Source organism: Rhodophyticola sp., from assembly GCF_965284195.1.
Classification (GTDB): Bacteria; Pseudomonadota; Alphaproteobacteria; order Rhodobacterales; family Rhodobacteraceae; genus Rhodophyticola.
In genome coordinates, this window is record NZ_CBDIRM010000001.1 from 3,468,673 (window position 1) to 3,493,565 (window position 24,893).

Below are 24,893 nucleotides of genomic sequence, written 5' to 3' on the forward strand. Positions count from 1 at the left end.
GCTCGTGTTGATTAGTCGGCAGGAGAAGCTTCGGGCTCCAACAGGCTTTGCAGCGTCGCAAAGGCTTCCGCGGCACCGCCTAGGCTGTCTGAGGCAAGAAAGGCGTCCAACGCGGGCCAAAGCCTGACCGCGGTATCGGTCACCGGGTCATGCCCTTCGGCATAAAGGCCGGCCTGCAGCATCAACTCGGTCTTGTCATATGCCCCCAGATAACGCCGCACCAGCGCGATGAGCCGGTTTTCCTCCTCGGTCGCGACACCCGGAAGCGAGCGGGAGACCGAGCGCAGCAGGCTGACCGCCGGATAGCGCCCGCGTTCGGCGATTTTCCGGTCCAGCACGACATGCCCGTCAAGTACGCCGCGCATCACATCCGCGACGGGTTCCTCCATATCCGACCCGGCGACGAGAACCGAAAGGATCGCCGTGATGTCGCCCTGACCCTCAGCCCCGGGACCGGCACGTTCGCACAGCGACATGATCTGCTGCGCCATGGAGGGTGGAAAACCGCGCAGGCTGGCGGCCTCGCCCGTGGCCGCCGCGACTTCCCGCTGCGCTTCGGCAAAACGGGTGATGCTGTCGGCCAGCATCAGCACATGCGCGCCCTGATCCCGGAAGTATTCCGCCACCGTCATCATTGTATGGGCCGCCCGGGCGCGGGTCAGAGCCGAGCGATCCGACGTCGCGGCGACCACCACGGACCGCGCCAGACCTTCGGCGCCCAGAGTGTCCTCCAAAAAATCCCGTACCTCGCGTCCACGCTCGCCGATCAGCCCGATCACCACCACGTCGGCGCCGACGCCACGGGCCAGCCGCGACAAAAGACGCGACTTGCCCACGCCGGAGCCTGCGAAAAGCCCGATCCGCTGACCTTGGGCGAGGGGCAAAACCGTATCGAACACGGCCAGCCCGGTGTCCAGCCGCTGGCCGAGCCCGCGCCGCGCGGTGGGCGACGGCGGCGGGGCGTGCAGGGCGCGGGATGTCGTTCCAGGAAAGAGCGGGCGGCCATCGATCGGCCTGCCATCCGGGTCTATCACGCGCCCGATCCAGTGCTTGCCGGGCGCGATCAGGCGTGGACCCAGATGGCGGGCCGGGGCACCCAGGCGCAGGCCCGCGGTGGTGCCCTCGGCCATCACCAGACATCCGGCCGGATCGACCCGGACGACTTCCCCGCTCAGCCCGTCGCCCAGGTCGATCACATCGCCGAGCGCCGCAACGCGATTCAACCCGACCACTTGCAGCGCGTTGGTCGACACCTCCACCACCTTGCCGACGGAGTAACAGGGGCGCACCTGCCGGATGCGCGCGACGAGCGGTTCGAAGACATCTTGGGGCATGGATTTTCCTTGGGGCTCTGGCCTGCACTTACCGTTTCTAAAGGAATCACGGTTAAGCCTTGGTGTAAGCGCACGAGGGAGAAGCCCCGATGTTCGACAATCTTGAGATCTTTGGCCTGGCCGAGGCCCGGGCCCGTCACGCGGCGGCCCGGCAGGCCGTGACTGCAACGAACGTGGCCAATGCGGATACGCCCGGCTACCGCGCACAGGATATCGCTGCCTTCGAGGATGCGTTCCGGCGTGGCGGCGGCAGTGCGGCAGAGGCTGCGCGCAACATGGATTTCACCACATTCGATGCCGCAGGGGCGCCCTCACCCAATGGAAATTCGGTCTCGCTCGAAGCGGAGATGCTCCGCTCGGTCGAGGCGCAGCGCGCCCACAGCCGTGCGCTGACGGTCTATCAATCCGCCCTGAGCGTCCTTCGGACGTCCCTGGGCCGCTAGCAGTGATCGGAGAAGCCGATGACGGATTTCAGTACAGCATTGTCCGTGGCCGCAAGCGGGATGCGCAGCCAGACCCACCGGTTGCAGCATCTTTCGGAGAACATCGCAAATGCGGATACGCCGGGATACCGCCGCAAGCTGATCAGCTTCCAGGCGGATCGCAGCGCGGGTCAGGTCTCCGGCGGGGTCGCCCCGGGCCCGGTGCGGCTGGATCAGACGGCGCTGCCGGAGATTTACGACCCCAGTCATCCGATGGCCGATGAAAGCGGGCATTATGCAGGGTCCAACGTGGATCTGGTGATCGAGCTTGCGGACGCCCGGGAGGCGCAGCGCAGCTATGAAGCCAACCTGAAGATCTTCGATCAGGTCCGGCAGATGTCATCGTCGCTGAACGATCTGCTTCGGCGTTGAAGGTAGGGAAATCTCGAGATGGATGTACGCAGCTCACTTGCCGCCCAGGGTTATGGTCTCGCTCAAGGCGCGACGCGGCCGGCTCCAGGCGCCAGCCCGTCGCAGAGCGATGCGGGCGAGGCGTTTTCGGAGGCGATCCGGAGCTTCACCGATACGGTGCAAAACGGCGAGCGGATGGCCCAGGCCGCGCTGACGACCGGTGCCGATCCGCATTCTCTGGTCACCGCGTTGGCCCAGACCGAACTGGCGGTTCAGACTGCCGTTACCGTGCGTGACCGCGTGGTCGAGGCGTATCAGGAAATTCTGAGGATGCCCGTCTGATGGAAGATGTTGTTTTCTACGATACCTTGCGGCAGGGCCTGTGGATTTCCGTCGTCATCTCCACGCCGATCCTGTTCGTGGCCCTGATGAGCGGTGTTGTCGTGGGTCTGTTTCAGGCGCTGACATCGATCCAGGAGATGACCCTCACCTTCGTGCCCAAGCTCGCCGCGATCGTTGCGGTGTTCTGGGTTTCGATGGGATTCATGACCGAGAGCCTCAGCTCCTATTTCGCCGATCGCCTCGTCCCGCTGATCGAGGCGATGTGATGGACAATGCGACTTACGCCACGCTGACCCGCCAGTCGGGCCTCTTGCGGGAAATGCAGACCGTCGCGAACAATATCGCGAATATCTCGACCACCGGGTTCCGTGGCGAAGGCGTCGTCTTTGCGGAACATGTGGCCGCTTTGGGCGCGGATCACGAAAGCCTCTCCATGGCTTCGGCCGTCGGGCGCCATATCCGGCTGGAGCAGGGGGCCCTGACCCAGACCGGCGGCAGTCTGGATTTCGCGATCGAGGGAGACGGGTTCTTCCTGATACAGACCCCCGAGGGCGAGGCGCTGACGCGCGCGGGGCATTTCATGCCGAATGGTCAAGGGGAGCTGGTCAACCCCGATGGGCAGCTTCTGCTGGATGCCGGGGGCGCGCCGGTTTTCATTCCCCCTGACGCGCGCAGCATAACGCTCGCCACGGATGGCACGCTCAGCGCGGATGGTCAGCCGCTGACGGTCATCGGCCTGTGGCAGCCTGTTGATCCGAATGACCTGCGGCATCAGACCGGTGTTCAATTCGTGGCCGATGGCGGTGTGGAACCGGCGCCGCCCGCGACTTTGCTGCAGGGCTTTCTTGAGGAAAGCAATGTCAACCCGGTTGGCCAGATCACCCGCATGATCGAGGTCCAGCGCTCCTATGAGCTGGGCCAGAGCTTTCTCGACAAGGAAGACGAGCGAATGCGCTCCTTCCTGCGCACGGTCGGTGCACGATCATGATATCCAAGGAGTTGCCGATATGAGAGCCCTGAACATCGCCGCGACCGGCATGAGCGCACAGCAGATGCGGGTCGAGGTCATCTCGAACAATCTCGCGAACATGAACACCACGGGCTACAACGCCCGGCGTGCCGAGTTTTCCGATCTGCATTACCAGCAGATGACCCGCGCGGGCAGCATCAATGCCGCCGATGGCACCGTGGTGCCGGCAGGGGTGCAGCTTGGTCTGGGGGTGCGGCCGGCGGCGGTGTCGGTGAATGTGGCTCAGGGCAGCCTATCGCAGACAAGCGGCGATCTGGATGTGGCCATCGAAGGGCTGGGGTATCTTGAGGTCACGCTCCCCTCAGGCCTTCCCGCCTATACGCGGGATGGCGGGCTGAACCGCACCGGCGACGGGCTGATCGTCACGTCTGACGGCTACACCGTGGCGCCCGGTATCACCATTCCGAATGATGCACGCAGCATTTCGATCAATGCCGACGGAGAGGTCTATGCCTATTTCTCCGACCGCGTGGAGCCGGAGGTGCTGGGCCAGTTCACGCTGGCGGGCTTTGCCAACCAGCGCGGGCTGGAGGCGATCGGCTCCAACCTCTTTGTGGAGACGGCGGCCTCGGGCCCGGCCCTTGTCGGTCAACCCGGGCAGGATGGCCTTGGCATGCTCCGGCAGGGGTATCTGGAGGACAGTTCCGTCGATGCGGTGCGCGAGATCACCGACCTCATCGAGGCGCAGCGCGGGTATGAGCTGAACGCCAAGGTAATCACCGCGGCCGATCAGATGCTCAGCGCCACAACGCAGATCCGCTGAGATGATACGGTTTCTTCTGATCCTGTTTCTGCTTGGCCTGACCGGGCAGGCCTGGTCCCAGACGCTGGTGGCCAATGGCACGATCCGCAGCCAGGCCATCATCGGCCCCGCCGACGTGCGGCTGGCCGAAGGCAATGTGCCCGGCGCCATAACCGACCCGGTTTCCGCAATCGGGATGGAGGCGCGTGTCAATCTCTATCCGGGCCGCCCGATCCGTCCTTCGGATCTGCGGGCGCCCGCCGTTGTGGACCGAAACGAGATCGTCACGCTGCAATACAATCAAAACGGCCTGCTGATCGTCACCGAAGGCCGCGCGCTGGAACGCGGCGGGGTGGGGGACCGCCTGCGGGTCCTCAATCTTGCCTCGCGCAACACGATCACGGGCACCGTCCTGTCACCGGGTCTGGTCGGGGTCGGACATCTTCAATGAGGAACACAGTCATGTCCCTGCCGTTTGCCCGTCTGGGCCTTCCCGTTCTTCTTGGTCTTGTGCTGATTGTGGCCGGATGCGCCCGGTTGGAGGATGTCGGGCGTGCTCCGGCGCTGAGCTCCCCGACCGGCGGCAATGAGATTCTGGCGATGACCTCGGCTCCGTTTCCGGTCGGCGCGCCGTCTCTGGACCCTCTGGAGCGCGCTTCGCTCTGGACGGCCGGGCGGCGATCGCTGCTGGGCGACCGGCGCGCCGGAACGCGGGGGGATATCGTGACCGTCGTGATCGAGATCGACGAAAGTGCCGAGATTTCCAACAGTACCGCTCGTTCGCGGAACGGCTCCGAGCAGATGTCGCTGCCATCGCTTTTCGGTATCCCGCAACGGCTTGACGAGCGTCTGCCCGACGGTGCGAGCATGGCCGACGCGGTTAGCACCAACTCCTCCAGCAGTTCCGGCGGCGACGGCTCCGTGCGCCGGAACGAAGAGCTGACATTGCGGATTGCGGCCACCGTTACGGATGTGCTCCAGAACGGGGTGCTGCGGATCGAAGGATCGCAGGAGGTGCGGGTGAATTTCGAGATTCGCGAGCTGCTGATCTCCGGTTTCGTGCGGCCCGAAGACATCTCCCGCGTGAACGAAATCACCTATGACAAGATTGCCGCCGCACGGATTTCCTATGGCGGTCGCGGTCAGATCACCGATGTGCAGCAACCGCGCTATGGCCAGCAGGTTGCCGATATTCTCCTGCCGTTCTGAGGTGCAAAGATGATCCGCATTCTGATCCCGGTTGTTCTTCTGATCGTGGGCCTCGGCGGCGGTATCGCGGTTGGCGCGATGATGTCCGGCAGCGACGAGACTGCGGGAGAGGACACCCATGCAGAGGATGCCGCGGATGACCACAGTGGCGATGACCATGGCGAAGACGACAGCCACGGGGACGACCACGGCGGAGATGACGGCCACGGCGAAAGCTCGACCGAGCTTGAGTATGTAAGGCTGAACAACCAGTTCGTGGTGCCGATCGTGCGTCATGGCACCGTCCGCTCGATGGTGGTCCTATCGCTGACGGTCGAGGTCGCACCGGGCCAGAACGAGGCGGTTTTCCAGCGGGAACCACGGCTGCGGGACGCGTTTCTGCGCGTCATGTTCGCCCATGCGAATGCCGGCGGATTTGATGGTAGCTTTACCGAAGCCGCCGCCATGATGCCGCTTCGCGAAGGGTTGCGGGAGGCGGCGGTCGGGGTTCTGGGCGACATCGCAAGCGACGTTCTGATTGTGGATATCGTCCGTCAGGATGCGTGACTGATCAACTCCTGAAGTGCCTGCCTGCGCCCTTCGGCCTGCTGGGCCAGCCTCAGTTTCTCCAGCCTGACGGCCTGCTTCGCCGCCAGCTTCTGCATCAATGCGATGCGGCGCAGGCTCTGATGCTTCTGGAGATTTGCGAGGATCGCGCCATTGGCCGGGTCGACGGGCGCGGCCAGTGTGCTGGCATGCGCGTCCTTCAGCTTCTGCAACTCCGCCTCCAGGTCAGAACACGCCTTGGTTGCCGCAGACAGCTCCATGCAGGCCCGGTCCGCCAGAACCTCTGCGATCTGCAAAAGCCCGATCAGCTTGGGATCGGCCGCGTGTCTCAAGACATCACCGAGCGCGCCTTGCTGCGCATCGTGTCGGCAAAACGGATGGCGGCCGCGACGGCGCGGAAATGGTCGGGCGCAATCGGCGCACCGATCTCGATTGTGGCATGCAGCGCCCGCGCCGTTGGCGGGTCATGGAAAATCGGTATGCCGTGCTCGGCCGCAAGCTCCCGGATTCTTGCGGCGATTTCGTCCACACCTTTCGCCACGCAGACAGGCACCGTGCCCTTTCCCCGGTCCCATTTCAGCGCCACCGCATAATGCGTCGGGTTCACGACCACGACATCGGCATTCGGGACGTCCTGAAGCATCTGGTTCATGGCCAGATCATAGCCGCGCTGGCGGCGCTGCTGCTTCATGTGCGGGTCGCCCTCGCTTTGCTTGGTCTCATCAACCAGTTCCTGACGACTCATCCGGTTCTTCTTCTGATGCTCGCCCCATTGCCAGAGATAGTCGACGGCGCCCATCATCAGCGCGATGATGAAGACAAAGGCCAGAAACTCCATGACCAGCTGGCCGAGAGCGCCGATCACCTGCCCGTCAGAGGCATAGATCGAGGTCAGGATCTTGTCGGATCGCACCCACAGGAAGGCCCCCAGAAGGATCGAATAGATCGCCAGCTTGGCGCTGGATTTGGCGAATTCGAACAGGCCGTTGGCCCCGAACTTGTTCTTCGCGTTGGCGATGGGGGAAATGCGCGACAGCTTGGGAGCAAGCTTGCTCGGGGTGAAGAGAATTGCCCGTTGCGCAAACAGCGACGCGATGAGGAGCGCGGCCGGAACCGCGATCAGGGTGAGAAACCCGACCATGACGACCCAGATCATCCCCCCGCTGAGCGCCTGACCGCCCGGGGCGAGGATCAGCGCGGCAAGCGTATCGGCCCGGCCGAACACCACCTGGCTCAGGTGCCCGATATCCACGCCTGTCGTCTGCCCGAAGAGGGCCGCGCCCAGAAGCATGCCGCCATAGACAACAGCCGTGTTCAGATCGGTGGAGCGGACAATCTCGCCTTTCTGGCGCGCATCTTCCAGTTTCTTCGGTGTCGGGTCATATGGTTTGTCGGAGCTTGGCTGGTCGTCACTCATCACGGAGATCCGAACGGATTGGCCAGCCGCGCCTCGAAGACCGCAAACCAGACAGGCAGGATGAAGGGTGTCGTGACCAGCAGCAGCACCAGACCGCCCCAGGTGATCGCCGGCGCCCCGACAAACGCGACCATCAATTGCGGCATTGCCTTGTTGATGACGCCCAAGGCGACGTTATAGAGCAGCGAGGCGATCAGAAACGGCGCGGCAAGCGAGAAGGCGAGCGAAAAGGTTGCGGCGACCTGAGCCACGATCCAGGCGCCGGTATCGCCGCTGAACGGAAACTCGCCTGCCGGCAATACCTGATAGGAGCGCAGGAAAGCTTCGGCCAGATGCACGTGAAGCCCGGACATGATGGCGAGCGTCAAGCCGGCGAGCATCAGAAGGTTGCTCATCGCGGGCTGCGCCTCCGGCAGCGCGCCACCCATGATCTGGGACAGGGACGTCGCCTGAGCCGCCATGACACCGGCGATCTGCAAACCGTGTACGACCAGACGCAGCGCAACCCCGATCATCAGCCCGACGGTCGCCTCGGTCAGGAAAAACCGCGTGGGCGGCATGTTGCCGGCAGGCAGCGAAAGAAGATCCGGACCGATGGCGGGAACGAGAATCGCGGTGAAGGCCACCGCTGCGGCCAGTCGCACCCGCATGGGAATAAACGCCTCCCCGAAGGCGGGCAGGGCAAGAAACGCCGCCCCCACGCGGAGGAAAACCGCCGCAGCCACGCCAAGCCAGGCCTGCAGGGCGGGAAAGAGCTCCGACAAGAGCGGGATCATGGCGCCGCCAGGCCGACAAGGGCCGGTTTGCCATCCAGTCCGATTTCCTCGAAGGAGAGGACCGGATTGGTGATGCCGCGCGCTGTCAGCACCGTGCGCAGGAAACGCCGCCGCAAGGCCGAGGTCACGATTGCCGCATAGGTGCCGTTTTCGCTGGCCTGAGAGACCTTGTCGCCGACGCTTTTCGCCAGTCTGTTGAATTCCTCGGGCGGCAGGGCGATCTCGGGCAGGCCGCCATCGCCCGGCAGCTGATGCTGCTGAAACACGTCCTCCCACTGACCGGCCAGCTGGATGAGGGGCAGGCTTCCGTCAGCGCGGCGCAGATCGGCGATCAACTGAAATCCGAGCCGCTGACGCACATGCTCGCAGATCAGGTCGGGTTGCGGCGTAGAGGGACGGATCTCCGCGATCGCTTCCAGGATCAACGGCAGATTGCGGATCGAGACCTGTTCTGACAACAGCAGCCGCAGGATCGCATGCAGCAGATCAAGCGGCACCTTGTCGGGCACCAGTTCTTCCAGAAGGCGGCGATTTTCCTCGGATCTTCCGGCATCGCTCAATGTCACGAATGCATCCAACTGGCGTTGAAGGGCCTTGAAGGTCAAAAGCCGGGAGAGATTGCGCTTGAGGGTCTCCAGAAGGTGGGTCGCAAGCACCTCGGACGGCGCAACGGCCGTCAGTCCCAGCATCGTCGCCTGCTCTCTGTCCGCGGTCGATATCCATCTGGCCGGTGCGCCGTAAACCGGTTCCTCCACATCCGTGCCCGGGGGCAGCCCCACGTCGGTTTCCCCTTTCAGGACCAGCACACCGTTTGTGTCCAGTCGATCACGCGCATGCTCGACGCCGTGAATGCGGATCGCGTAGGTGCCGGGGGGCAAATCGGCCCGATCGGTCAGGCGCATTTCGGGCAGGATCACACCGAACCCCCGCGCCACGTGGTCCCGCATGTTGCGGATCCGCGCATCAAGCCCGGTGGCCGGATCGAGGGCGAGGCTCACGAGGTCGGGCGCAAACTCCACATGAATATCGTCCAGTTCCAGGATATCGCCGATCTTCTCCTGTGGCTCGCGGGCATCGGCATCCGCGGCGTCGGTCCGGGCCGTCGTTTCCTCGCGCTTCAGGGTCGCGAATTTCATGAACGCGGCCGTTCCAAGCGCGATCGACCCGATGACGAAAGGCAGAAAAGGCAGACCGGGGACAAGGGCGAACACGCCCATCAGAATCGCGACCGTCGCCAGCGCCGAGGGATGCCGCCCAAGCTGCCCGAAAAGCGCGATATCCGTGGCGCCCGTGGCACCGCCGCGCGCGAGCAGGAGTGCCGAGGCAATCGCGATGATGACCGCTGGGATCTGAGAGACCAGCCCATCGCCTACGGTCAGAATGGAATAGGTTTCGAAGGCGCGCCCTAGGGGCATGTCATGAATGACAGTCCCGATGATCAGACCCATGACAAGATTCAAGAGCGTGATCAGCAGCCCCGCGATCGCATCGCCCTTGACGAATTTCGAGGCCCCATCGAGCGAGCCGAAAAACGTGGTTTCGGCCTGTTCCCGCTCCCGTCGCTCCTTGGCTTCGGTGTGGTCGATGGCGCCGGCCGACATATCGGCATCAATCGCCAATTGCTTGCCGGGCATGCCGTCCAGCGCAAATCTCGCGCCGACCTCCGCCATGCGCGCGGCGCCCTTGTTGATGACGATGAAATTCACGATCAGCAGGACCCCGAAAATCACCAGCCCCATCACCACGCTGCCGCCCATCACGAACATCGCGAACCCTTCGATCACGCCGCCTGCGGCGGAGGTGCCCGTGTGTCCCTCCCCGATGATCAGCTTGGTGGAGGAGACGTTGAGCGACAGGCGCAGCATCAGAGACGCCAGAAGCACCGTCGGGAAGGAGGAAAAATCAAGCGGCCGCTCGACGAACAATGTCACCGTGAAGATAAGGATCGCGAGCCCGAAGGATGCGGCCAGCCCCACATCCAGCACCCAGGACGGAACCGGCAGGATCATCATCACGATGACCGCCATCAGTGCGAGCGCGAAGAGTATTGTCGGCTGAAAAAGGGAGCGGAGATTGTCCATCACATGTCCTGAAAGAGGGCTTGGACGCCGCCGGGCAAACGTGGCACCAGCGAGCCGGGGGTCGCGCCCGGTGCTGCCCCCGCCTGCAACAGCGGAAACCGGTTTTGCCGGATAGGCCGCGGCCCGGACAAGGCGCCAGCCGAAGATGCCGGTTCGGAGGTCTGCAGAGCCGCCAGATGCCGGCGATAGCTGGCCAGATAGCGCGTGGCGTGTTCCGGTGTGCGGGAATGATAGGCCCCGGCGGCCGCGTCCCACGTTCCAAGCTCGGCATGGAGGTCCGCAAGAAATTCCGCTGCGTAGCGCGCATTTGCGACCGGATCGAACATGGCGTCAATCGAGGTGAATGCTCGCCCGTGCCAGCGGTGATTGATCTGGAAGCACCCGATATCGAAGCTGATTGCGCCGGTCGCGTGGTGCCGAATGGCATAGTTCAGCGCCTCGGCCCGGGTGGAGAACCACGCCCCCGTTCCCTCCATGTTGACGGTCCACGGCCAAGGCCGGGTTTCTCCGTTCCTGTGCCGTCCGGTTTCCGTTCTTGTTATTGCCATCAACACCTGCACCGGGACGCCGGTCTGGTGACTGGCCATCTCGGCCGCGCGGTCGCAGCTTTCATAAGCTTCAGAGATGTTCGCTGACCCGATCGCCGGGAGCGGCGCGAGCAGACCGATTGCCAGAAGGCACAGCCTGAGAGGTATCGCGAGGATACGGCGCGCGGGTCGCAAATCCTGTTCTGGCATCATCGGTCTCGCAATTCTTGCAAGTCAACAGACCTGACCAGACTAGGGTGCAGTGTTTACCAATCCGTTAGTCCGGCACTGAAATCGTGGGCGGGCTGTTCAGGATGGTTTCGACAAGGGCCCGGGTCGCCGCGCTATCGGAGACTGTTCGGCTGACGACCGTCAGATCCTGGATCGAGGGTGCGGGCGTGCCGTCTGCGGGCAGGGTGGCGACCAGTCCCGCGAACTCCGCATGTGGGCCGGCAGGCATTCCGGCAACGGCGGACCAGTCGCCGCGACGCCATGCCGATGCCAGACCACTCTCGGCCGGTGTGTCCGTTGGTACGGTTTCAGGCGGGTCGATCGGAACCCCGGGGGGCGCGACCCTGAAGGCCAGTTCCTGTAAACCGGCCTCCAGAAACCGGCGCGCAATCTCCTGACGAAGAGGCGCAGTCGCGCGATCCTGATCCCATTGATCCGCGCGTGCCGTCGCCAGCAGGACAAGCCCCGCCAGATCCGCATTTGCAGCGTGTTGCGCGAAAAGATCCGAAAGTATCCCCTGCTCGATATCGGGATCGGTCGCCAGCGCGGCCAGTTCGAGCGCGCGCCCGAGATTGCCCGCCGCGGCGTGCGCCAGAAGTGTTTCATGCCAAAGCGTGCCCGGCTCCGGCCTCCCGCCGGTCTCTCGCAGCAAGGCATCCGCCACGGTCAGCCTTTCAGGGCCAACGACACTTCTGTCTTCGCGGTGCAATGCAAGATAGCGCCGCATCGCTTCGGGGGCGTTTCGGGTATCGCTGCGCATCACCTCTTCCAGATTCGCTCGTGTCGTCTCCGGCTCCGGTGTTTGCGCCACATCCATATCGACCAGAAATTGCTCCGTGTCGGACAAGCGGTCGCCGCGGAGCAGAGCGTTGCGCACCTCTTGGGCAGATGCGGTGCGATCATCGGCGAGAAACTTGCGCACAAGTCGCGGTCCGAGAATATCGCGCAACCCGCGCGGCAGGCTGGCGAAGGCGCGCAGCAGAAGACGGGTTTCCTCCTCGCCGGGAGCCGGCCCGTCCGGATTGTCGAGATAACGCCACAGAATCTCGGTACTGCTACAGGCGGCTGTGGTTTCGATCTCGCTGAAGACGGGCCCTTCGGCATCCGTCAGATACAGCGCCATGGACATCAGCGCGGGCGGAGCGTCCAGGACCTGACCGAGCCAGAAAACCGCCTCTGCACCGAAGCCGTGATAGATGTAATATTGTGCAAGATCGACGGCCGCCTCGGTTACCAATTGATCCCGCTCGTCATATAGCCTGGCCCGAAGCCAGCCGATCTCCTGCTCAAACCCGGTCCCGCTGGCCCAGCTTGAGATATCGAGTTCACTGCCCGGCGCGCAGGACAGGGGTCTCTCTATCGGTACGGGATCGTCACGGGCGTGACGGCTCAGATCGAAGGCGGTTTCGGCCCGCAAGGCGAGGCCGGGTTCAGGCGCCGCCGCCGTCTGTTCATCTTCGACCGTCGGATGTGACCCCTCCTCAGTTGCGACGTGGTCATCAGCCGGTGCCGGTTCACCGGGTTCCGTCCCGATCGAAGGCGTCGGATCCGCCGCCGAAAGTGGCTGCATCGGGGCAACCTCCAGCAGCCCGGCGGACGAGGCCCGCGCCAATTGCTCGGCCAGCAGATTTGCGGCCTGATCGAGTTGACGGTCTTGTTCCGGGCCGGTTCGCAGGGGCGAAGCTGCATCCTGGGCGATGTCCAGCGTCATCTGCCGCGCGCCAAAGGGATTTGGGAGGATCGGAAGTTCCGCACCCGTCCCCGTCGATGTGTCCGTCAGCGCGGGGTCTTCCGTTCCGGCGGGCGGCCCGGGCTCCGCATCGACGATATCGACCACGAGGAACCGGTCGCGATACCGGAACAGACGCAGCTCGCAATCGCAGGCAAGCGAAAGCGTGAGTTCGTCTGCAAGGGCGATATCGGCAAGGCGGTTGCGGCTGGCCCGGTCGAAAACGCGGGAGAGATCGAGCACGGGTACATCCGGGGTGAAGGTGATCCGGCGGATCTCTCCCTCCCCGCCGACGTCCCAGTCCCGCTCACTTCCGATCGGCAGGACCAACCGGGTATAGCCGTCATGTTCGCCCGACTGAACCGCCGCTGCCTGCCCCCATGCCAGCCCGGCCCCGAATAGCCAGACCGTCAGACTGACGGCTGCGCGGATCATGCCGCGGCGGCCTGTTTCAAGGATTTCAGGGAGTCTTCGAGTTCGTTGAAGGACGGGCGAATGTGGCTTGGCGTGTTCTGGCGCCCGACCTCGATGCAGATATTCGTGGCGTGATTGAACAGATTGGCGACCAGAACCTCGCGGATCAGGACATAGAAGTTCTGATCGTCTTCGACCACGGATTTGAGCCGGGTCGAAAATGGCCCCACGAGTCCGTAGGCGAGAAACACACCCAGAAACGTGCCGACCAGCGCCCCGCCGATCATCTTGCCGAGAATCTCGGGCGGCTGGTCGATCGAACTCATTGTCTTGATCACCCCAAGAACCGCCGCCACGATACCCAGAGCCGGGAGCCCGTCGGCCACCGATTGCAGCGCGTGGGTCGAGTGCATTGCATGATGGAGCTTTGACTCGAGCCTTTTTTCCAGAACTTCTTCTACCTGATGCGGATCGTCGTAATTCATCGAGGCCGAGCGCAGGGTATCGCAAATCATGTCGACCGCTTCGTGGTCGGCAAGGATCTTGGGGTAGCGGCCGAATATCTCGGACGTCTCCGGCGATTCTGTGTGTTCTTCCAGCGCGACGGCATTCTGTCGGCCAAGGCGGATCAGTTCGAACAGCAGGCACAGAAGATCCCGGTAGTCATCCGGTTTCCAATGCGGCCCTTTGAAGACCTTCTTCATATCCTTCATCGTGTGTTTCACGCCCGATGTATGGTTCGAAATGACGAAGGCGCCCGCCGCCGCCCCGGCGATCATGGTGAATTCGTAAGGCAGCGATTTGAGGATAATGCCCAGCTTCCCGCCCGCGGCGAGATAGCCGCCGAACACGGTTGCGAAAACGATGAGAATGCCAACAAGGCCGATCATGCGGAGGTCCTCGTGAAGGATGTTGAGCGATAGATTGCCGGATAAGGCTTAATTTTCAGTGTCGTCGCCCTCGGCAAATCGCGGCGCGGAGGCGTTGCGCGTGGCCATGAGCACCGAGATGGAATAGGCGGTTTCGGGTGGCATCTCGGCGAGAAGAGCCGCACCTGCTTCGGGCCGCATTCGGGCCAGAAACCCTGCGGCGAAACTGGGCTCCATCTGTTCGAACAAGGCCGCGGCGGTTTCGGGGCGCATGGTCTCATAGACCTGTGTCAGTTGGCCAAGATCGTTCTCAGCCGCGCTGTCGGACAGGGCCAGAAGCGTTTCCAGCCGCGCTTCCAGATCTGCCAGCTCGGCCAGGCGATCTTCGACCAGGGTTTGCGCAGCGGCAATCGCCTGCTCGCGTCCGTCAAGTTCGGCTTCCCGCCGGTCCAGCATTTCCGCCCGCCCGTGGACCAATGCAAGGGCTTCGCTGAGTGGTGCGGTTGTCGGGCACATGAGGCCGGTTTCATCGCCCGTCATGTCGTGCGTTTCGGTGGCCGACGCCCATGCGATATCCATTGTGCCAAGGCGAAGGATGCCGGAGGTCACGAAGGCGAGCGCGAGCACGAGCAAAACGCTTCTCTGGCGCCAGCGGCTTCGCCGGAGGATCTTGGCGCCACTCATTGTGCGGCCTCGACCTGCCCGGAGCGGCGATGGCGGAACACAGGCTGCGCGCTCTGCTCTTCCGGTTCGGGCGCGGGCCGTCGGCGGGCGAAAAGCGGAATTTCCGTTGCGGGGTCTTCGGCCTCCGGGTCCGTGTCCTCTTCGGGGAGTGCGGAGAACTCCTCCCCCGGATGCGGCTGAGCGTCATCGGCAAGCACGGCGTCACCGGTTGGTTCGGGGGCCGCCACATCGTGGCAGGCGGCGATCATCAGTTCCAGATCACTTGCGATCTCGCGAGCCTGGTGTGTCAGATCCTGAAGATGGGAGGCGGCGGAGTCAGACTCCGACTTCGCCGCTTCCAGCGCCTTGTTCATATCGTCGACCTGGGCGGACAGGACGGCAATCGCCCCGCCAAGACCCTTGTCGATACTGCTCAGCCGGATCAGCCGGCGGGACAGAATGAAGCAATAGAGCGCTGCGCCAAGGGCGGCGACCACCATGAGAGCATCTGCGAGAAAAGTCAGAAAAACCGTCATCAGTTCACCACGAATTGGGTTATCAGGAGGTCACGCACACGACCGTCCCCGGTCACGACCTGCACCCGGCGCAACATTTGCGCGCGCAACCGGATCAGGCTGGTCGGTTCACTCAGCTCCCGCAGGTCGATGACCCGGAGATAGCTGTTGAGCACGTCCAGAACCCGTGGCGACAGGGTCGTGACCTCATCTGCATAGGCGGGATCCACCTCCAGTTCGGCGGATACGATAAGATGCTGGCCCGCGGCCTCCGACCCCAGGGAGACGATCAGCGTCTCAAGCGGAACGAATGCCACGGGCGTGTACTCGGCCGGACGCTCGGCCTCGTCATGGGCCTCCTCGTCATCCGTTTCGGAATGGGAGAACATCCCGGCAAGCGGCCCCTGGGTAACCGCCCAGAACCCACCGCCCCCTGCCGCTGCGGCCAGAAACAGGCCAATCAACAATGGCATCATCAGGCCCCGCTTTTTCGGCGCCTCGTCAATATCCGGATCTGCTGCGGCGGCCATTCTGTGCGGCTCCTGCTGATTTGATCTGGGTTTGTTCTATCCGCTCAGAACTAACCGAATGTTAATCGCAGCCGGTCTATCACCGGGGTCGAACGGGCCAGAATGGCGCAAGGATGAGGTTTCAGGTGGAGCAGCTCAGTCTCTATTGGATGACGTTGGAAACACGCCGAAAGGCGCTTTTCCTGGGCGGGTTGGCGGCCCTTGTGGTGGTGCTGATTATCTTGTCCCGCCTGGCGACGACACCCAGCTATGTCCTGCTGTATTCCGGTCTGGAGCCAACTGCCGCAGGAGAGGTCATCGCAGCGCTGGAAGCGCGCGGGGTCGCCCATTCGATTCGGGGCGACGCCATCTATGTCGATCAGGCGCGGCGCGACGAATTGCGGATGTCCCTGGCCGGCGAGGGACTGCCGGCAAATGGCGCCGCCGGATACGAGCTGCTTGATTCGCTTTCCGGTTTCGGGACGACGTCGCAGATGTTCGATGCCGCGTATTGGCGCGCCAAGGAAGGGGAACTGGCCCGCACCATCCTGGCCAGCCCGCAAATCCGCGCCGCCCGCGTGCATCTTGCCAACCCCGGCAACGATCCGTTTCAGGACCGCGCCGAGGTCACCGCCTCTGTCGCAGTCCGGCCGGCGGCCGGCGGCATCGGGTCGGGTCATGCTCGCGCCCTGCGATTTCTGGTCGCCTCCTCCGTGCCGGGCCTTCTTCCGGAAAACGTAACCGTCATCGACGCGGATAGCGGGCAGATGCTCGGTGCAAGCGAACTGGACATGCCGGGCGCCGATGCGGCGAATCGCTCCGAGGAGTTGCGGCGCAATATCGAACGATTGCTGGCGGCGCGTGTGGGCCGGGACAATGCGGTGGTCGAAGTCAGCGTGGATCTGAACACCGCCCATGAGACGATTGTCGAGCGGCGGATCGATCCCGAAAGCCGGATCATCATCGCCACCGATACGGAGGAAATGTCGAACAGTTCCAGCGACGCGGCATCGGGCTCGGTCACCGTGGCCTCCAACCTGCCCGATGGCGATGCGGCCGGGGAGGGCCAAAACTCGCGGGCGGAGACAAGCGAAACCCGTGAGCGCGTGACTTTCGACGTATCCGAAACCCAGCGCGAAATCGAGCTGGAACCCGGTGGCATTCGCCGGATCAGCGTGGCCGTTCTGGTCAATGGCGTCCCGCGTGTGAACGCTGACGGGCTTGAGGTGATCGAGCCGCGCGACCCGGAAGAAATAGATGCGCTGGAACAACTCGTGCGGTCCGCGATCGGGTATGACGCCGAGCGCGGCGACCAGGTGACGATCCGCTCCATGGCATTCGAGGAATTGCCCGCCGGTGAGCTGATCGAGGGCGGTGGCAACGGCCTGCTTGCGCAACTCGACATGATGCGGCTTGCCCAGCTGATGATCCTTGCGGCTGTTGCACTGGCCATCGCGTTCGGACTGATCCGGCCGATCCTGAGCCGCCCGCCAATGGCCGCGGCGGAGAGCCCCCGTGGCCTGCCATTGACGCCCGCCCTGTCGCAAGGGGCGCTTGTCCCCACGCAATCCGCGGCGGACGGCGCCGCTTCGGCCCAGATGCTTGGATACGATCCGTCGCAATCACCCTCGGACGGCTCTGGTTCGGACGTTGCCGCAGCCGATACCGAGGCGGGCACGCCGGGATTGCCGGCTGTTTCCAATGCGGTGGCCGACCCCGTGGAACGCCTGCGGCGACTTATCGAAGAACGTGAAGACGAAACCGTCGAAATCCTGCGGGGCTGGATGGAAGAAGACGAGGAACCCGCATGAGCGCCCGCCGGCTGGACCTGGAGGAGTTCGGGCAACCGCCCGCGCCGGAAAGCGTGGCGCCCGCGTCGGTGCATCACGATCTTGAGGCGATAAAGCTCGATGCGTTCGAGAGCGGGTATCGCGACGGGTGGGACGATTGCCTGAGTGCGGAGCAGCAGGGACGGGCGCAGATCGGTGCCGACCTGAGCCGAAACCTGAAGGATCTCAGCTTCACATATCTGGAGGCCCGGAACGATGTTCTGAAAGGTCTTCAGGCGCTGCTGGACGGGATCATCGAGCGTCTGGTGCCGGAGGTCGCGGCCGTCGCAATGGTTCCCATGGTGCGCGCCGAACTGGCATCGATTCTCGGAACGCTGCCGGATGAGACATGTGAAATCCTGGCATCGCCCGCGGCCTGTCCGGCTCTGGAGGCCCTTGTCGCCGAACACGCGGAGGCCGAGATCCGGATTATCCCCGAGCCTGCCTATTTCGAGGGCCATGTCACCCTGCGGTTCGGAGCCGAGTTGCGCGAAATCGACCTGGGCGCCGCGACCGAACGGATTGCGCAAGCCATCCGCGATTTCACCCTGAACAGTGACGACGACCTACCTCAGCAACACGAGAGATCAGCCTGATGTCCGATCCCACGGCCCTTCCCCCCAAAGGCGCATTGCGCGGCGTCCCCATCGAGATGCGGGTTTGCGTCGGGCGCGCGCACCCGACAATCGCCGAGCTTCTGTCGATGGAACGCGATACGGTCCTGCCGCTGGATCGGCGGATCGAAGACGAGGTCGAGGTGATTGTCGGCGACCGGCTGGTGGCGATCGGCGAACTGGTCGAGCTGGATGGCGACAATGGCGGGCAACTCGCCGTCCGTCTGACCAAGGTCGTGGATGCCGGCGATGCTGCATAAAGGGCTTTGTCTCGCCTGCCTTGGTCTGCTGGCCATGCTGCTTGCGACCCAGACCGCGCAGGCGCAGGAAATCTCCATCGACATGGGCGATGGCGGTTCTCTTACCGCCCGCGCGCTTCAGCTGATTGCGCTGATTACCGTGCTCAGCCTTGCGCCCGGCCTTGCGGTCATGATCACGTGCTTTCCCTTCGTGGTGACCGTTCTTTCGATCCTCCGTCAGGCAATCGGCCTGCAGCAGTCGCCCCCCAACATGCTGATCGTCAGCCTGGCCCTGTTTCTGACCTATTTCGTGATGGCGCCCGTTTTCCAGGATGCCTACACGCAAGGCATCGCCCCGTTGATCGACGGCACCCTGACGCCGGAGAGTGCGATCCCGCTGGCCTATGCGCCGTTCCGCGCGTTCATGGAGGCGCGAGTCGACCCCGAAACCCTGCGGGGCATGATGGAGTTGCGCAACGCACCGGTCGACGCGTCGCCGGACCCGTCGGTGCTGATCCCGTCCTTCATGCTCAGCGAGGTCGAGCGCGCCTTCCAGATCGGATTCCTCATCTTCCTGCCGTTTCTGATCATTGATCTGGTCGTTGCCGCGATCCTCATGTCCATGGGCATGATGATGGTGCCGCCGGCCATTGTCTCGATGCCGTTCAAGCTGGCGTTTTTCGTTGTGGCGGATGGCTGGGCATTGATCACCAGCGCGCTGGTACGCAGCTATTTCTGAAGGGACATCACCATGGTGCAGCATCCAGAGCAGCCACGATCCAGCGCCGCCCCGGCCGGCGATTCCAAGTGGAAGGCCGACAAAGCGAGGGTTCTGCTGGGTCTTCTGGGCCCGGAACGCTTCGAGGCTTTTCGGAAAGGCTCCCCCGATGCGGCAAGCCTGAACATCGACACATCCTCTCCGACGGACAGCGATGTGACCGAGTGGCAACGCAACCGTCTGATACAGAGGTTTCGCGACCGGGGTCTGCTGGCCGGTGAGGATGCCGACGACGCACTCGTGCGCGCCCGTGCGCCCGCGCTCGATCCACCTTCGGGGGCCCCCGCACTGGTGGCGCGGTTGGCGGATAATCTCGATGACGCAACATTGATGAACGAACATCCCGCAGTCATCGCGCATCTTCTCAAACCGCAAAGCACCGCTCTGCGCGCGCGGGTTCTGCGGCAGTTGCCGGGGGCGCAGGCCCGCGCCGTCATGCGGGTCTTGAAGGCCCTGTAGAGCGGGGCGCGCCTGAAAACAGGCGGGCCCTGCCGATCAAAATGTTCGAAAAAGTACCGCTCAGTGTATCATGTCGATGGGTCCGCCCTTCGGGATCGGACCCATTTCATGCTCCGCCGTCCTGAATGCCTCATCCGCCGTCCGGATGCCGGCAAACGGGGGGCGATGATTGAGCACGACCTCCCGCGCGGTTGCCGGCCGACCAGCCCCGGGCGGGGGCGCAGACGGTACGCCGCGTCCGGATATCAGCGGACGATGAACTCGGCGTGCAATGCGCCGGCCGCCTGGATGCTGTTCAGAATGTCGATCATGTCCCGGGGCGACACGCCAAGCGCATTCAGGCCCGCGACAACTTCCGACAGGGACGTGCCGCCGCTGATTTCGGCAAGCCCTGTTCCGGGCTCTTCGACGAGATCCACGTTGGTCCGGGGAACGATCACGGTTTCGCCCTCCGCGAACGGGTTCGGTTGCACCGCGATCGGGCGCTCCTCGATCCGCAGGGTCAGGTTTCCTTGCGCAATCGCCACGCGTGAAATCCGTACATCTTCGCCCATCACGATTGTGCCGGAGCGCTGATCGACAACCACGCGGGCCCGGATTTCCGGTTCGACAAACAGGTTTTCGACCCGGCTGAGCGCATGGGCCGGGGAGGCCGATCTGGTGGCGGCCACATCCAGGGTGACGGTGCCCGAATCCAGCATGACGGCGACGCGGCGACCAAATTCCGCATTGATTGCCCCTTCGATCCTCGCGGCTGTGGTGAAATCGGGCGTACGGAGGGCGAGGCGGATATCCTGAAGGGCGGAAAAGTCGAACTCGACCTCGCGCTCGATCCGCGCCCCTGAGGGGACGACGCCCGCGGTGGGCACGCCTTGCACCACACGCGCCCCATCCCCTTCCGCCGAAGCGCCGCCAGCGATGACCGTGCCTTGTGCGACGGCATAGATTTCGCCGTCGGCCGCGGTGAGCGGCGTCATGACCAGCGTCCCCCCCAGGAGGCTGTCGGCATCGCCGATCGCCGACACGGTGATATCGATCTGGCTGCCGGCACGGGAAAACGGCGGCAAGCTTGCGGTGACGAAGACCGCCGCGACATTCTGTGGCCGGAATTGCTCTCCAGAGACATTGACGCCCAGGCGTTCCAGGATGTTGGTCATGATTTCTTCGGTGAACGGCGCATTGCGAATACCATCTCCGGTACCGTTCAGCCCCACCACGAGACCATAGCCGATCAGATCATTCCCGCGGACCCCGTCGAATTCCACAAGGTCGCGGATGCGGATGGGAGAAGCCGTGACCTGGGCCGCCATCAGCATCAACAGAATTGCGGAAGCAAGCATGCGCATCATCTCAGGAACTCCGTAAGGTTAAGACGCGCCATGCGCGAGGTGAGGACAAAGAGGCTTTCCAATTGCATTTGCACCGCTTCCAGTTCGGTCGCGGTCGTATAGGGGTCCGCCCTCACCAGGCGGTTGTGCTCGATCGACAGTGCCGTCTCCGTCGCCGAATTCCGGACGCGCGCGGTTTCGATCCTGGCTTCGGCGGCGCCGAGTTCGGCCCGGATCTTCGACAATCCGCCCTGGCTGCCGATCATGCGTGTCGCAGCCGCTTCGAGGAGCGTGCGCCGCGATGCCTCATCCGCGGGGCCCAGATCGTTGCCGACCAGCGCACTCAGCGCGAAAGCGGCCAATGCTCCGCGTATCTCCGGGGCAAGCGCCGACACATCTGCATCGATCACGTCGCCATCTCCGACCGTAAAGCCGGCCGCCGAAGACGTGCCGCCCCGATAGGCGGTCGTTTCGAACCCGCCGCCCGGAGCCAGAAACCAATCCTCCACAATCGCGATCATGTCCTGTGCCGTAGCGGCGCCGGCCACCAACGGGCCCAGATTCGCCAGCATTTCGTCGCCGCTGATCAACGGGATCTGGTCCGGCCTGTCGCCGCTGAACAGGCTGCGCCCCGCAATCCTGCCGTTCAGCGCGTTCACGACAAGATCAAGCTTGGCGCCGCTATCCACCGCGAGAATGCCGAGATTGCTCGACGATCCCGCACCGACGGCCGCCAGCAGGGTAGGACCTGTTTCGTCAAGCTGCGTCTGGACCGTCTGCAGCGCGTCTTGCATCACGGAGGTATGAAGCGCCGCCTCGTCGGCGGCGGCCTTGTAGACCAGCCCGAGGCGGAGCCCGCGTTCAACCGCGGCGAGGCCTGCAAAATCGCCGCCCAACGCCTTGCCCAGATCGGATTTCCGGCCGCTGCTGAGCTCGGAAGTAAGCCGCAGCATTTCCGTTTTCACCTCGGCGCTGCGTTGATACATGTGAAATGTCTGCGCCCTGTCGCCCGTTGAGATCCAGCTCATCTTCAGATCCTCAGCAACTGGTCAAGCAGCTCTTCGACCGTTTGAACAATCCGGGCGTTAGCCGCGTAGGCCTGTTCGATCAGGAGCAGCTCCTGCATCTCCCGGTCGGTATCGACGCCAGTGCTCAGCTCGGCCTCGCGCAGGGTGCCGTGCCGGGACGTGGCAAAGACTTCATCGTTTTCCGCCGATTGCCGGGCGAGGCCAGCCATCGACAGGAAATCCGCCGCGAGCGTACCAAGGCTGCGGCCGGCCCCGGAAAATCCTCCCGATTGGGTGGGAGTCACGGCCTGAAGAGCGGTCAGCATGTCCTGTAGCAAGCCGGCCTGACCGGCGGGACCTTCCACCGTTGCGCCCAGCCCATCGCGCAGCCGCCAGACCGCGCCGCCCCGGGCGGGATCGACCTGCGCGTTCACGCGAAGCCGCCCCGACAGGCCGATCTCATTTGCCGCGACCACCAGATTTCCGGCATCGGTAAACAGCCCCGGGTCTCCGCTTGCGACCGTCGGATCCAATGCGGGGTCATCCATGCGGCTGGCAAGATCGCGGGCGACGGCATCAAGTTGCGCCTGCGCTGTGATTGCAAGATCATCCCGCACCGTGAACCGCGCCGCAAGACCGCCGCCCTGCAATGCGGGAAAGGAGCCGCTCATCTCGACGGGCCGCCCATTCAGGCTGAGGCCGGACAATCCCGCATTGGCGAGCGTCAGATCCGCCGCCATCACCGTCGCGCCATCGAAGCCGAAGGTTGCGGGCCGCCCATCCAGCAAGGTCAGTCCGTCGGCGCTGTAAAGGGACACCTGCCCGGTATTGTCCCGCAATTCGCGCACCGGGATCAGCGGCGCAAGTCCGTCAATCAAGGCCTGTTGCTGGTCGAAGAGCGCCGAGCTATCGCGCCCGGCGCCCTGATTTCGGCGGATCTCGATATTGATCTCATGAATGTCTGCGAGCGTGCTGTTCAGATAGGCAACGTCGCGGACGATGCCTTTGTCCGCGTCCAGCCTTGCGGATTGCACGGTTTCCGAAAGCGTATTGAGCTTGCCGGCAAGCCGCTCCGCCGTGTCGAGAACGCCTGCAAGTCTGGTCTGGCTCTCCGGGCGGTTGGCCGCATTGATGAGGCTCGCCTCGAAATTCGCGATATGCGCGGTCAGGCTGAACGGGTCGTCCGGAGATCCGATCGCCGCCTCGATCCGGCGGGTGAAATCGGCCTGAGTTGCCGCTTGCCCCAGGGAAGCATCCGCATCGCGGCGCGCGCTGATCAACACGGTGTCGACCTGGCGGTCGACACCGACGATCCGGACGCCGGTGCCTTGCCCGCCCAGAACCGCCGCCGAGGTTACCAATCGTCTTACACCGTACCCGTCCGTGGACGCGTTCGCCACGTTTGACGATACGATCTGCGCCGCACGGCTGGTTGCGGTCAGCCCCGACAGGGCGTTGGAAAGTGCGGTTGAGATGCTCATGGCGGGACCTTCGGATCAACCCTGCATCAACGTTTGATGTTGGTCGTTTCCTGGAGCATCTCATCGACCGTCTGGATCACCTTCGCGTTCGAGGAATAGGCGCGCTGTGTCTGGATCAGCTGGGTCAGTTCCCCGGCGACATCCGTCGCGGATTCCTCACGTGAAAAGCCGATCACATCGCCCGTTGGCCCGTCGCCCGCATCCCACAGGAAGAATGGGCCGCTTTCGGGGGAGACCTGATAGGCTTGGCTGTTCAGCGATATCAGCTTGTTCGGGTTCGGGACATCGACCAGGGGAATCTGATAGATCGTGCGGGTGAAGCCGCTGTTGTAAATCGCGTTCACGTGACCGTCCGCGTCGACTTCGACGGAGTCCAGATTACCGACCGGAGAGCCGTTTTTGACAACAGGCGCGCGGGCAAAGGTATCCGACAACTGCGTCAGCCCCGATGGATCCCCGATACCGCCGATGGAAAGCTCGATCGGGCCGCCGACCACATCAACCGACAGGGTGCCGTTCGCCGGGTCATAGGCACCGCCCGCAGCGCCCGTGACAAGTGTGGCAGAGAGAAGGTTGCCACCATTGCCCCGTGTGTCATCGAAGGTCAGGATGTATTCGCCAATCGGCGTTGCGCCGGTGGCCGAGTCGCGGATGGTCATCGTCCATTCATGGGAGGTGCCGCTGGCCGGCACGGTCGGGGTAAAGGAGATCTCGATGCTTTTGGATGTCCCGAGATTGTCGTAATACTCCGCCGTCATGTTCAGCGGGTCACCCGATGCGCCGGCCTCGGTTGCCGTGGCGGGCAGGTTCACGCTGAGTTGCATTCTCGTCGTCGGGTCGCCGGAGAACTGGTTCGAGTTGATCTGAATCGGTTCCAACCCTTCGAAGGAGTCGCGCGGGAAACCGGCGATCACGCCATCGGCATCGGCGGGCCATCCCATCAGAACCAGTCCGGAATCGGTTCGCAGGAACCCTTCGGCATCCGGTCGAAAGGACCCGGTCGTGGTCAGCATCGTCGGAGTATCCCCCTGATCCAGCGCGGTGATCGATGTCACCGGCAGCATCCCACGTCCGCCGATCGCCAGATCGGTCGGGTTGTCGGTGGTGATCAGGGTGCCGCGCTGGTCGATCATCCGCCCTGTCGTGACGCGTACACCCCCCGCGGAGTAACTGCCCTGACCCTGGCTGATGACCATGGACTGAAAATCCGCGACTTCGCGCTTGTATCCGTAGGTGCCCGAGTTCGCGATGTTGTCGGCGATCGTTGCCAGGCGGCTGGCATTTACGTTCAGGCCGGCCACGCCGGCATTCAGAGAGGATGAGATGGTCATCAAATGCGCCTTTCTGCTGCATGTCTCGATTTGCAGGCAGCTTTGGCAGAGGCGGCTTAA

At 63.8% G+C, this 24,893-nt stretch carries 29 protein-coding genes; 14 read left to right on the forward strand and 15 right to left on the reverse strand.

What is annotated here, in order from left to right; translation table 11 throughout:
• Positions 1-11 precede the first annotated feature (11 nt).
• Entirely contained in the window at positions 12-1,334 is a 1,323-nt protein-coding gene (locus ACQ651_RS17345) for a FliI/YscN family ATPase (RefSeq protein WP_430449975.1), read from the reverse strand.
• Positions 1,335-1,423: 89 nt separating this feature from the next.
• Here ACQ651_RS17345 and ACQ651_RS17350 point away from each other — a divergent pair, with 89 nt between their 5' ends.
• From ACQ651_RS17350 to ACQ651_RS17390, 9 genes are read left to right on the forward strand one after another with little or no spacing between them, the layout of a single operon-like run.
• Positions 1,424-1,777, forward strand: a complete 354-nt coding sequence (locus tag ACQ651_RS17350) for a FlgB family protein (protein ID WP_227286253.1) — start codon at positions 1,424-1,426, stop codon at positions 1,775-1,777.
• An 18-nt stretch (positions 1,778-1,795) separates the two neighbouring features.
• Positions 1,796-2,188, forward strand: a complete 393-nt coding sequence (flgC, locus tag ACQ651_RS17355) for a flagellar basal body rod protein FlgC (RefSeq protein WP_430449976.1) — start codon at positions 1,796-1,798, stop codon at positions 2,186-2,188.
• Positions 2,189-2,206: 18 nt separating this feature from the next.
• Complete coding sequence (gene fliE, locus ACQ651_RS17360; RefSeq protein ID WP_227286251.1) at positions 2,207-2,509, forward strand: flagellar hook-basal body complex protein FliE; 303 nt, start codon at positions 2,207-2,209, stop codon at positions 2,507-2,509.
• Positions 2,509-2,775: a flagellar biosynthetic protein FliQ gene (locus ACQ651_RS17365; RefSeq protein WP_375551014.1), complete on the forward strand. Its 267-nt coding sequence runs from the start codon at positions 2,509-2,511 to the stop codon at positions 2,773-2,775. The genes fliE and ACQ651_RS17365 overlap by 1 nt, the downstream gene beginning before the upstream one ends.
• Complete coding sequence (locus ACQ651_RS17370; protein ID WP_227286250.1) at positions 2,775-3,497, forward strand: flagellar hook-basal body complex protein; 723 nt, start codon at positions 2,775-2,777, stop codon at positions 3,495-3,497. The genes ACQ651_RS17365 and ACQ651_RS17370 overlap by 1 nt, the downstream gene beginning before the upstream one ends.
• Before the next feature lie 19 nt (positions 3,498-3,516).
• Positions 3,517-4,302, forward strand: a complete 786-nt coding sequence (flgG, locus tag ACQ651_RS17375; RefSeq protein ID WP_227286249.1) for a flagellar basal-body rod protein FlgG — start codon at positions 3,517-3,519, stop codon at positions 4,300-4,302.
• A 1-nt stretch (position 4,303) separates the two neighbouring features.
• Positions 4,304-4,732 carry a flagellar basal body P-ring formation chaperone FlgA gene (gene flgA / locus ACQ651_RS17380; protein WP_430449977.1) on the forward strand — a complete coding sequence of 143 codons (429 nt, stop codon included), beginning with the start codon at positions 4,304-4,306 and terminating at the stop codon, positions 4,730-4,732.
• An 11-nt stretch (positions 4,733-4,743) separates the two neighbouring features.
• Positions 4,744-5,490, forward strand: a complete 747-nt coding sequence (gene flgH, locus ACQ651_RS17385) for a flagellar basal body L-ring protein FlgH (RefSeq protein WP_227286245.1) — start codon at positions 4,744-4,746, stop codon at positions 5,488-5,490.
• Positions 5,491-5,499: 9 nt separating this feature from the next.
• Entirely contained in the window at positions 5,500-6,036 is a 537-nt protein-coding gene (locus ACQ651_RS17390; RefSeq protein WP_227286244.1) for a flagellar basal body-associated FliL family protein, read from the forward strand.
• Here the strand turns inward: ACQ651_RS17390 and ACQ651_RS17395 are convergent.
• The 10 genes from ACQ651_RS17395 to ACQ651_RS17440 form a co-directional block, all read right to left on the reverse strand.
• Positions 6,024-6,368, reverse strand: a complete 345-nt coding sequence (locus tag ACQ651_RS17395) for a hypothetical protein (RefSeq protein ID WP_430449978.1) — start codon at positions 6,366-6,368, stop codon at positions 6,024-6,026. The two genes, ACQ651_RS17390 and ACQ651_RS17395, sit on opposite strands and share 13 nt — an antisense overlap.
• Entirely contained in the window at positions 6,365-7,453 is a 1,089-nt protein-coding gene (locus tag ACQ651_RS17400; RefSeq protein WP_430449979.1) for an EscU/YscU/HrcU family type III secretion system export apparatus switch protein, read from the reverse strand. The genes ACQ651_RS17395 and ACQ651_RS17400 overlap by 4 nt, the downstream gene beginning before the upstream one ends.
• On the reverse strand, positions 7,453-8,229 hold the full coding sequence (locus ACQ651_RS17405; RefSeq protein WP_375551008.1) for a flagellar biosynthetic protein FliR: 777 nt from the start codon (positions 8,227-8,229) through the stop codon (positions 7,453-7,455). The genes ACQ651_RS17400 and ACQ651_RS17405 overlap by 1 nt, the downstream gene beginning before the upstream one ends.
• Positions 8,226-10,310 (reverse strand): flagellar biosynthesis protein FlhA, encoded by a 2,085-nt coding sequence (gene flhA / locus ACQ651_RS17410; protein ID WP_227286236.1) that lies wholly within the window; start codon positions 10,308-10,310, stop codon positions 8,226-8,228. The genes ACQ651_RS17405 and flhA overlap by 4 nt, the downstream gene beginning before the upstream one ends.
• Positions 10,310-10,897: a transglycosylase SLT domain-containing protein gene (locus ACQ651_RS17415; RefSeq protein ID WP_430450343.1), complete on the reverse strand. Its 588-nt coding sequence runs from the start codon at positions 10,895-10,897 to the stop codon at positions 10,310-10,312. The genes flhA and ACQ651_RS17415 overlap by 1 nt, the downstream gene beginning before the upstream one ends.
• A gap of 217 nt (positions 10,898-11,114) precedes the next feature.
• The gene (locus ACQ651_RS17420) at positions 11,115-13,232 is read right to left on the reverse strand and encodes a hypothetical protein (protein WP_430449980.1); all 2,118 of its coding nucleotides are present in this window, start codon (positions 13,230-13,232) and stop codon (positions 11,115-11,117) included.
• Entirely contained in the window at positions 13,229-14,101 is an 873-nt protein-coding gene (gene motA / locus ACQ651_RS17425) for a flagellar motor stator protein MotA (RefSeq protein WP_227286233.1), read from the reverse strand. Before motA ends, ACQ651_RS17420 begins: the two co-directional genes overlap by 4 nt.
• 48 nt (positions 14,102-14,149) lie before the next feature.
• Positions 14,150-14,764, reverse strand: a complete 615-nt coding sequence (locus ACQ651_RS17430; protein WP_375551004.1) for a MotE family protein — start codon at positions 14,762-14,764, stop codon at positions 14,150-14,152.
• On the reverse strand, positions 14,761-15,279 hold the full coding sequence (locus ACQ651_RS17435) for a DUF6468 domain-containing protein (protein ID WP_227286229.1): 519 nt from the start codon (positions 15,277-15,279) through the stop codon (positions 14,761-14,763). The genes ACQ651_RS17430 and ACQ651_RS17435 overlap by 4 nt, the downstream gene beginning before the upstream one ends.
• Positions 15,279-15,788 (reverse strand): flagellar basal body-associated FliL family protein, encoded by a 510-nt coding sequence (locus ACQ651_RS17440; protein WP_227286227.1) that lies wholly within the window; start codon positions 15,786-15,788, stop codon positions 15,279-15,281. The genes ACQ651_RS17435 and ACQ651_RS17440 overlap by 1 nt, the downstream gene beginning before the upstream one ends.
• Before the next feature lie 113 nt (positions 15,789-15,901).
• Between ACQ651_RS17440 and fliF the strand changes: the two genes are divergently transcribed.
• Genes fliF through ACQ651_RS17465 form a run of 5 tightly spaced genes read left to right on the forward strand, consistent with a single transcriptional unit; the run spans position 15,902 to position 19,686 of the window.
• Entirely contained in the window at positions 15,902-17,578 is a 1,677-nt protein-coding gene (gene fliF, locus ACQ651_RS17445) for a flagellar basal-body MS-ring/collar protein FliF (RefSeq protein WP_375551001.1), read from the forward strand.
• Positions 17,575-18,192 (forward strand): flagellar biosynthesis protein, encoded by a 618-nt coding sequence (locus ACQ651_RS17450; protein ID WP_430449981.1) that lies wholly within the window; start codon positions 17,575-17,577, stop codon positions 18,190-18,192. The genes fliF and ACQ651_RS17450 overlap by 4 nt, the downstream gene beginning before the upstream one ends.
• Entirely contained in the window at positions 18,192-18,470 is a 279-nt protein-coding gene (locus ACQ651_RS17455; RefSeq protein ID WP_375550999.1) for a FliM/FliN family flagellar motor switch protein, read from the forward strand. The genes ACQ651_RS17450 and ACQ651_RS17455 overlap by 1 nt, the downstream gene beginning before the upstream one ends.
• Positions 18,460-19,188, forward strand: a complete 729-nt coding sequence (gene fliP, locus ACQ651_RS17460; RefSeq protein WP_375550998.1) for a flagellar type III secretion system pore protein FliP — start codon at positions 18,460-18,462, stop codon at positions 19,186-19,188. Before ACQ651_RS17455 ends, fliP begins: the two co-directional genes overlap by 11 nt.
• 12 nt (positions 19,189-19,200) lie before the next feature.
• Positions 19,201-19,686, forward strand: coding sequence for a hypothetical protein (locus tag ACQ651_RS17465; RefSeq protein WP_430449982.1), 486 nt, complete (start codon positions 19,201-19,203; stop codon positions 19,684-19,686).
• A gap of 245 nt (positions 19,687-19,931) precedes the next feature.
• On the opposite strand, the gene ACQ651_RS17470 is transcribed toward ACQ651_RS17465, so the two are convergent.
• Genes ACQ651_RS17470 through ACQ651_RS17485 form a run of 4 tightly spaced genes read right to left on the reverse strand, consistent with a single transcriptional unit; the run spans position 19,932 to position 24,833 of the window.
• On the reverse strand, positions 19,932-21,032 hold the full coding sequence (locus tag ACQ651_RS17470) for a flagellar basal body P-ring protein FlgI (protein WP_227286527.1): 1,101 nt from the start codon (positions 21,030-21,032) through the stop codon (positions 19,932-19,934).
• Positions 21,032-22,042, reverse strand: coding sequence for a flagellin (locus tag ACQ651_RS17475; RefSeq protein WP_430449983.1), 1,011 nt, complete (start codon positions 22,040-22,042; stop codon positions 21,032-21,034). The genes ACQ651_RS17470 and ACQ651_RS17475 overlap by 1 nt, the downstream gene beginning before the upstream one ends.
• Positions 22,043-22,044: 2 nt before the next feature.
• The gene (gene flgK / locus ACQ651_RS17480) at positions 22,045-23,502 is read right to left on the reverse strand and encodes a flagellar hook-associated protein FlgK (protein WP_227286218.1); all 1,458 of its coding nucleotides are present in this window, start codon (positions 23,500-23,502) and stop codon (positions 22,045-22,047) included.
• 26 nt (positions 23,503-23,528) lie between these two features.
• On the reverse strand, positions 23,529-24,833 hold the full coding sequence (locus tag ACQ651_RS17485) for a flagellar hook protein FlgE (RefSeq protein WP_430449984.1): 1,305 nt from the start codon (positions 24,831-24,833) through the stop codon (positions 23,529-23,531).
• Positions 24,834-24,893 lie beyond the last annotated feature (60 nt).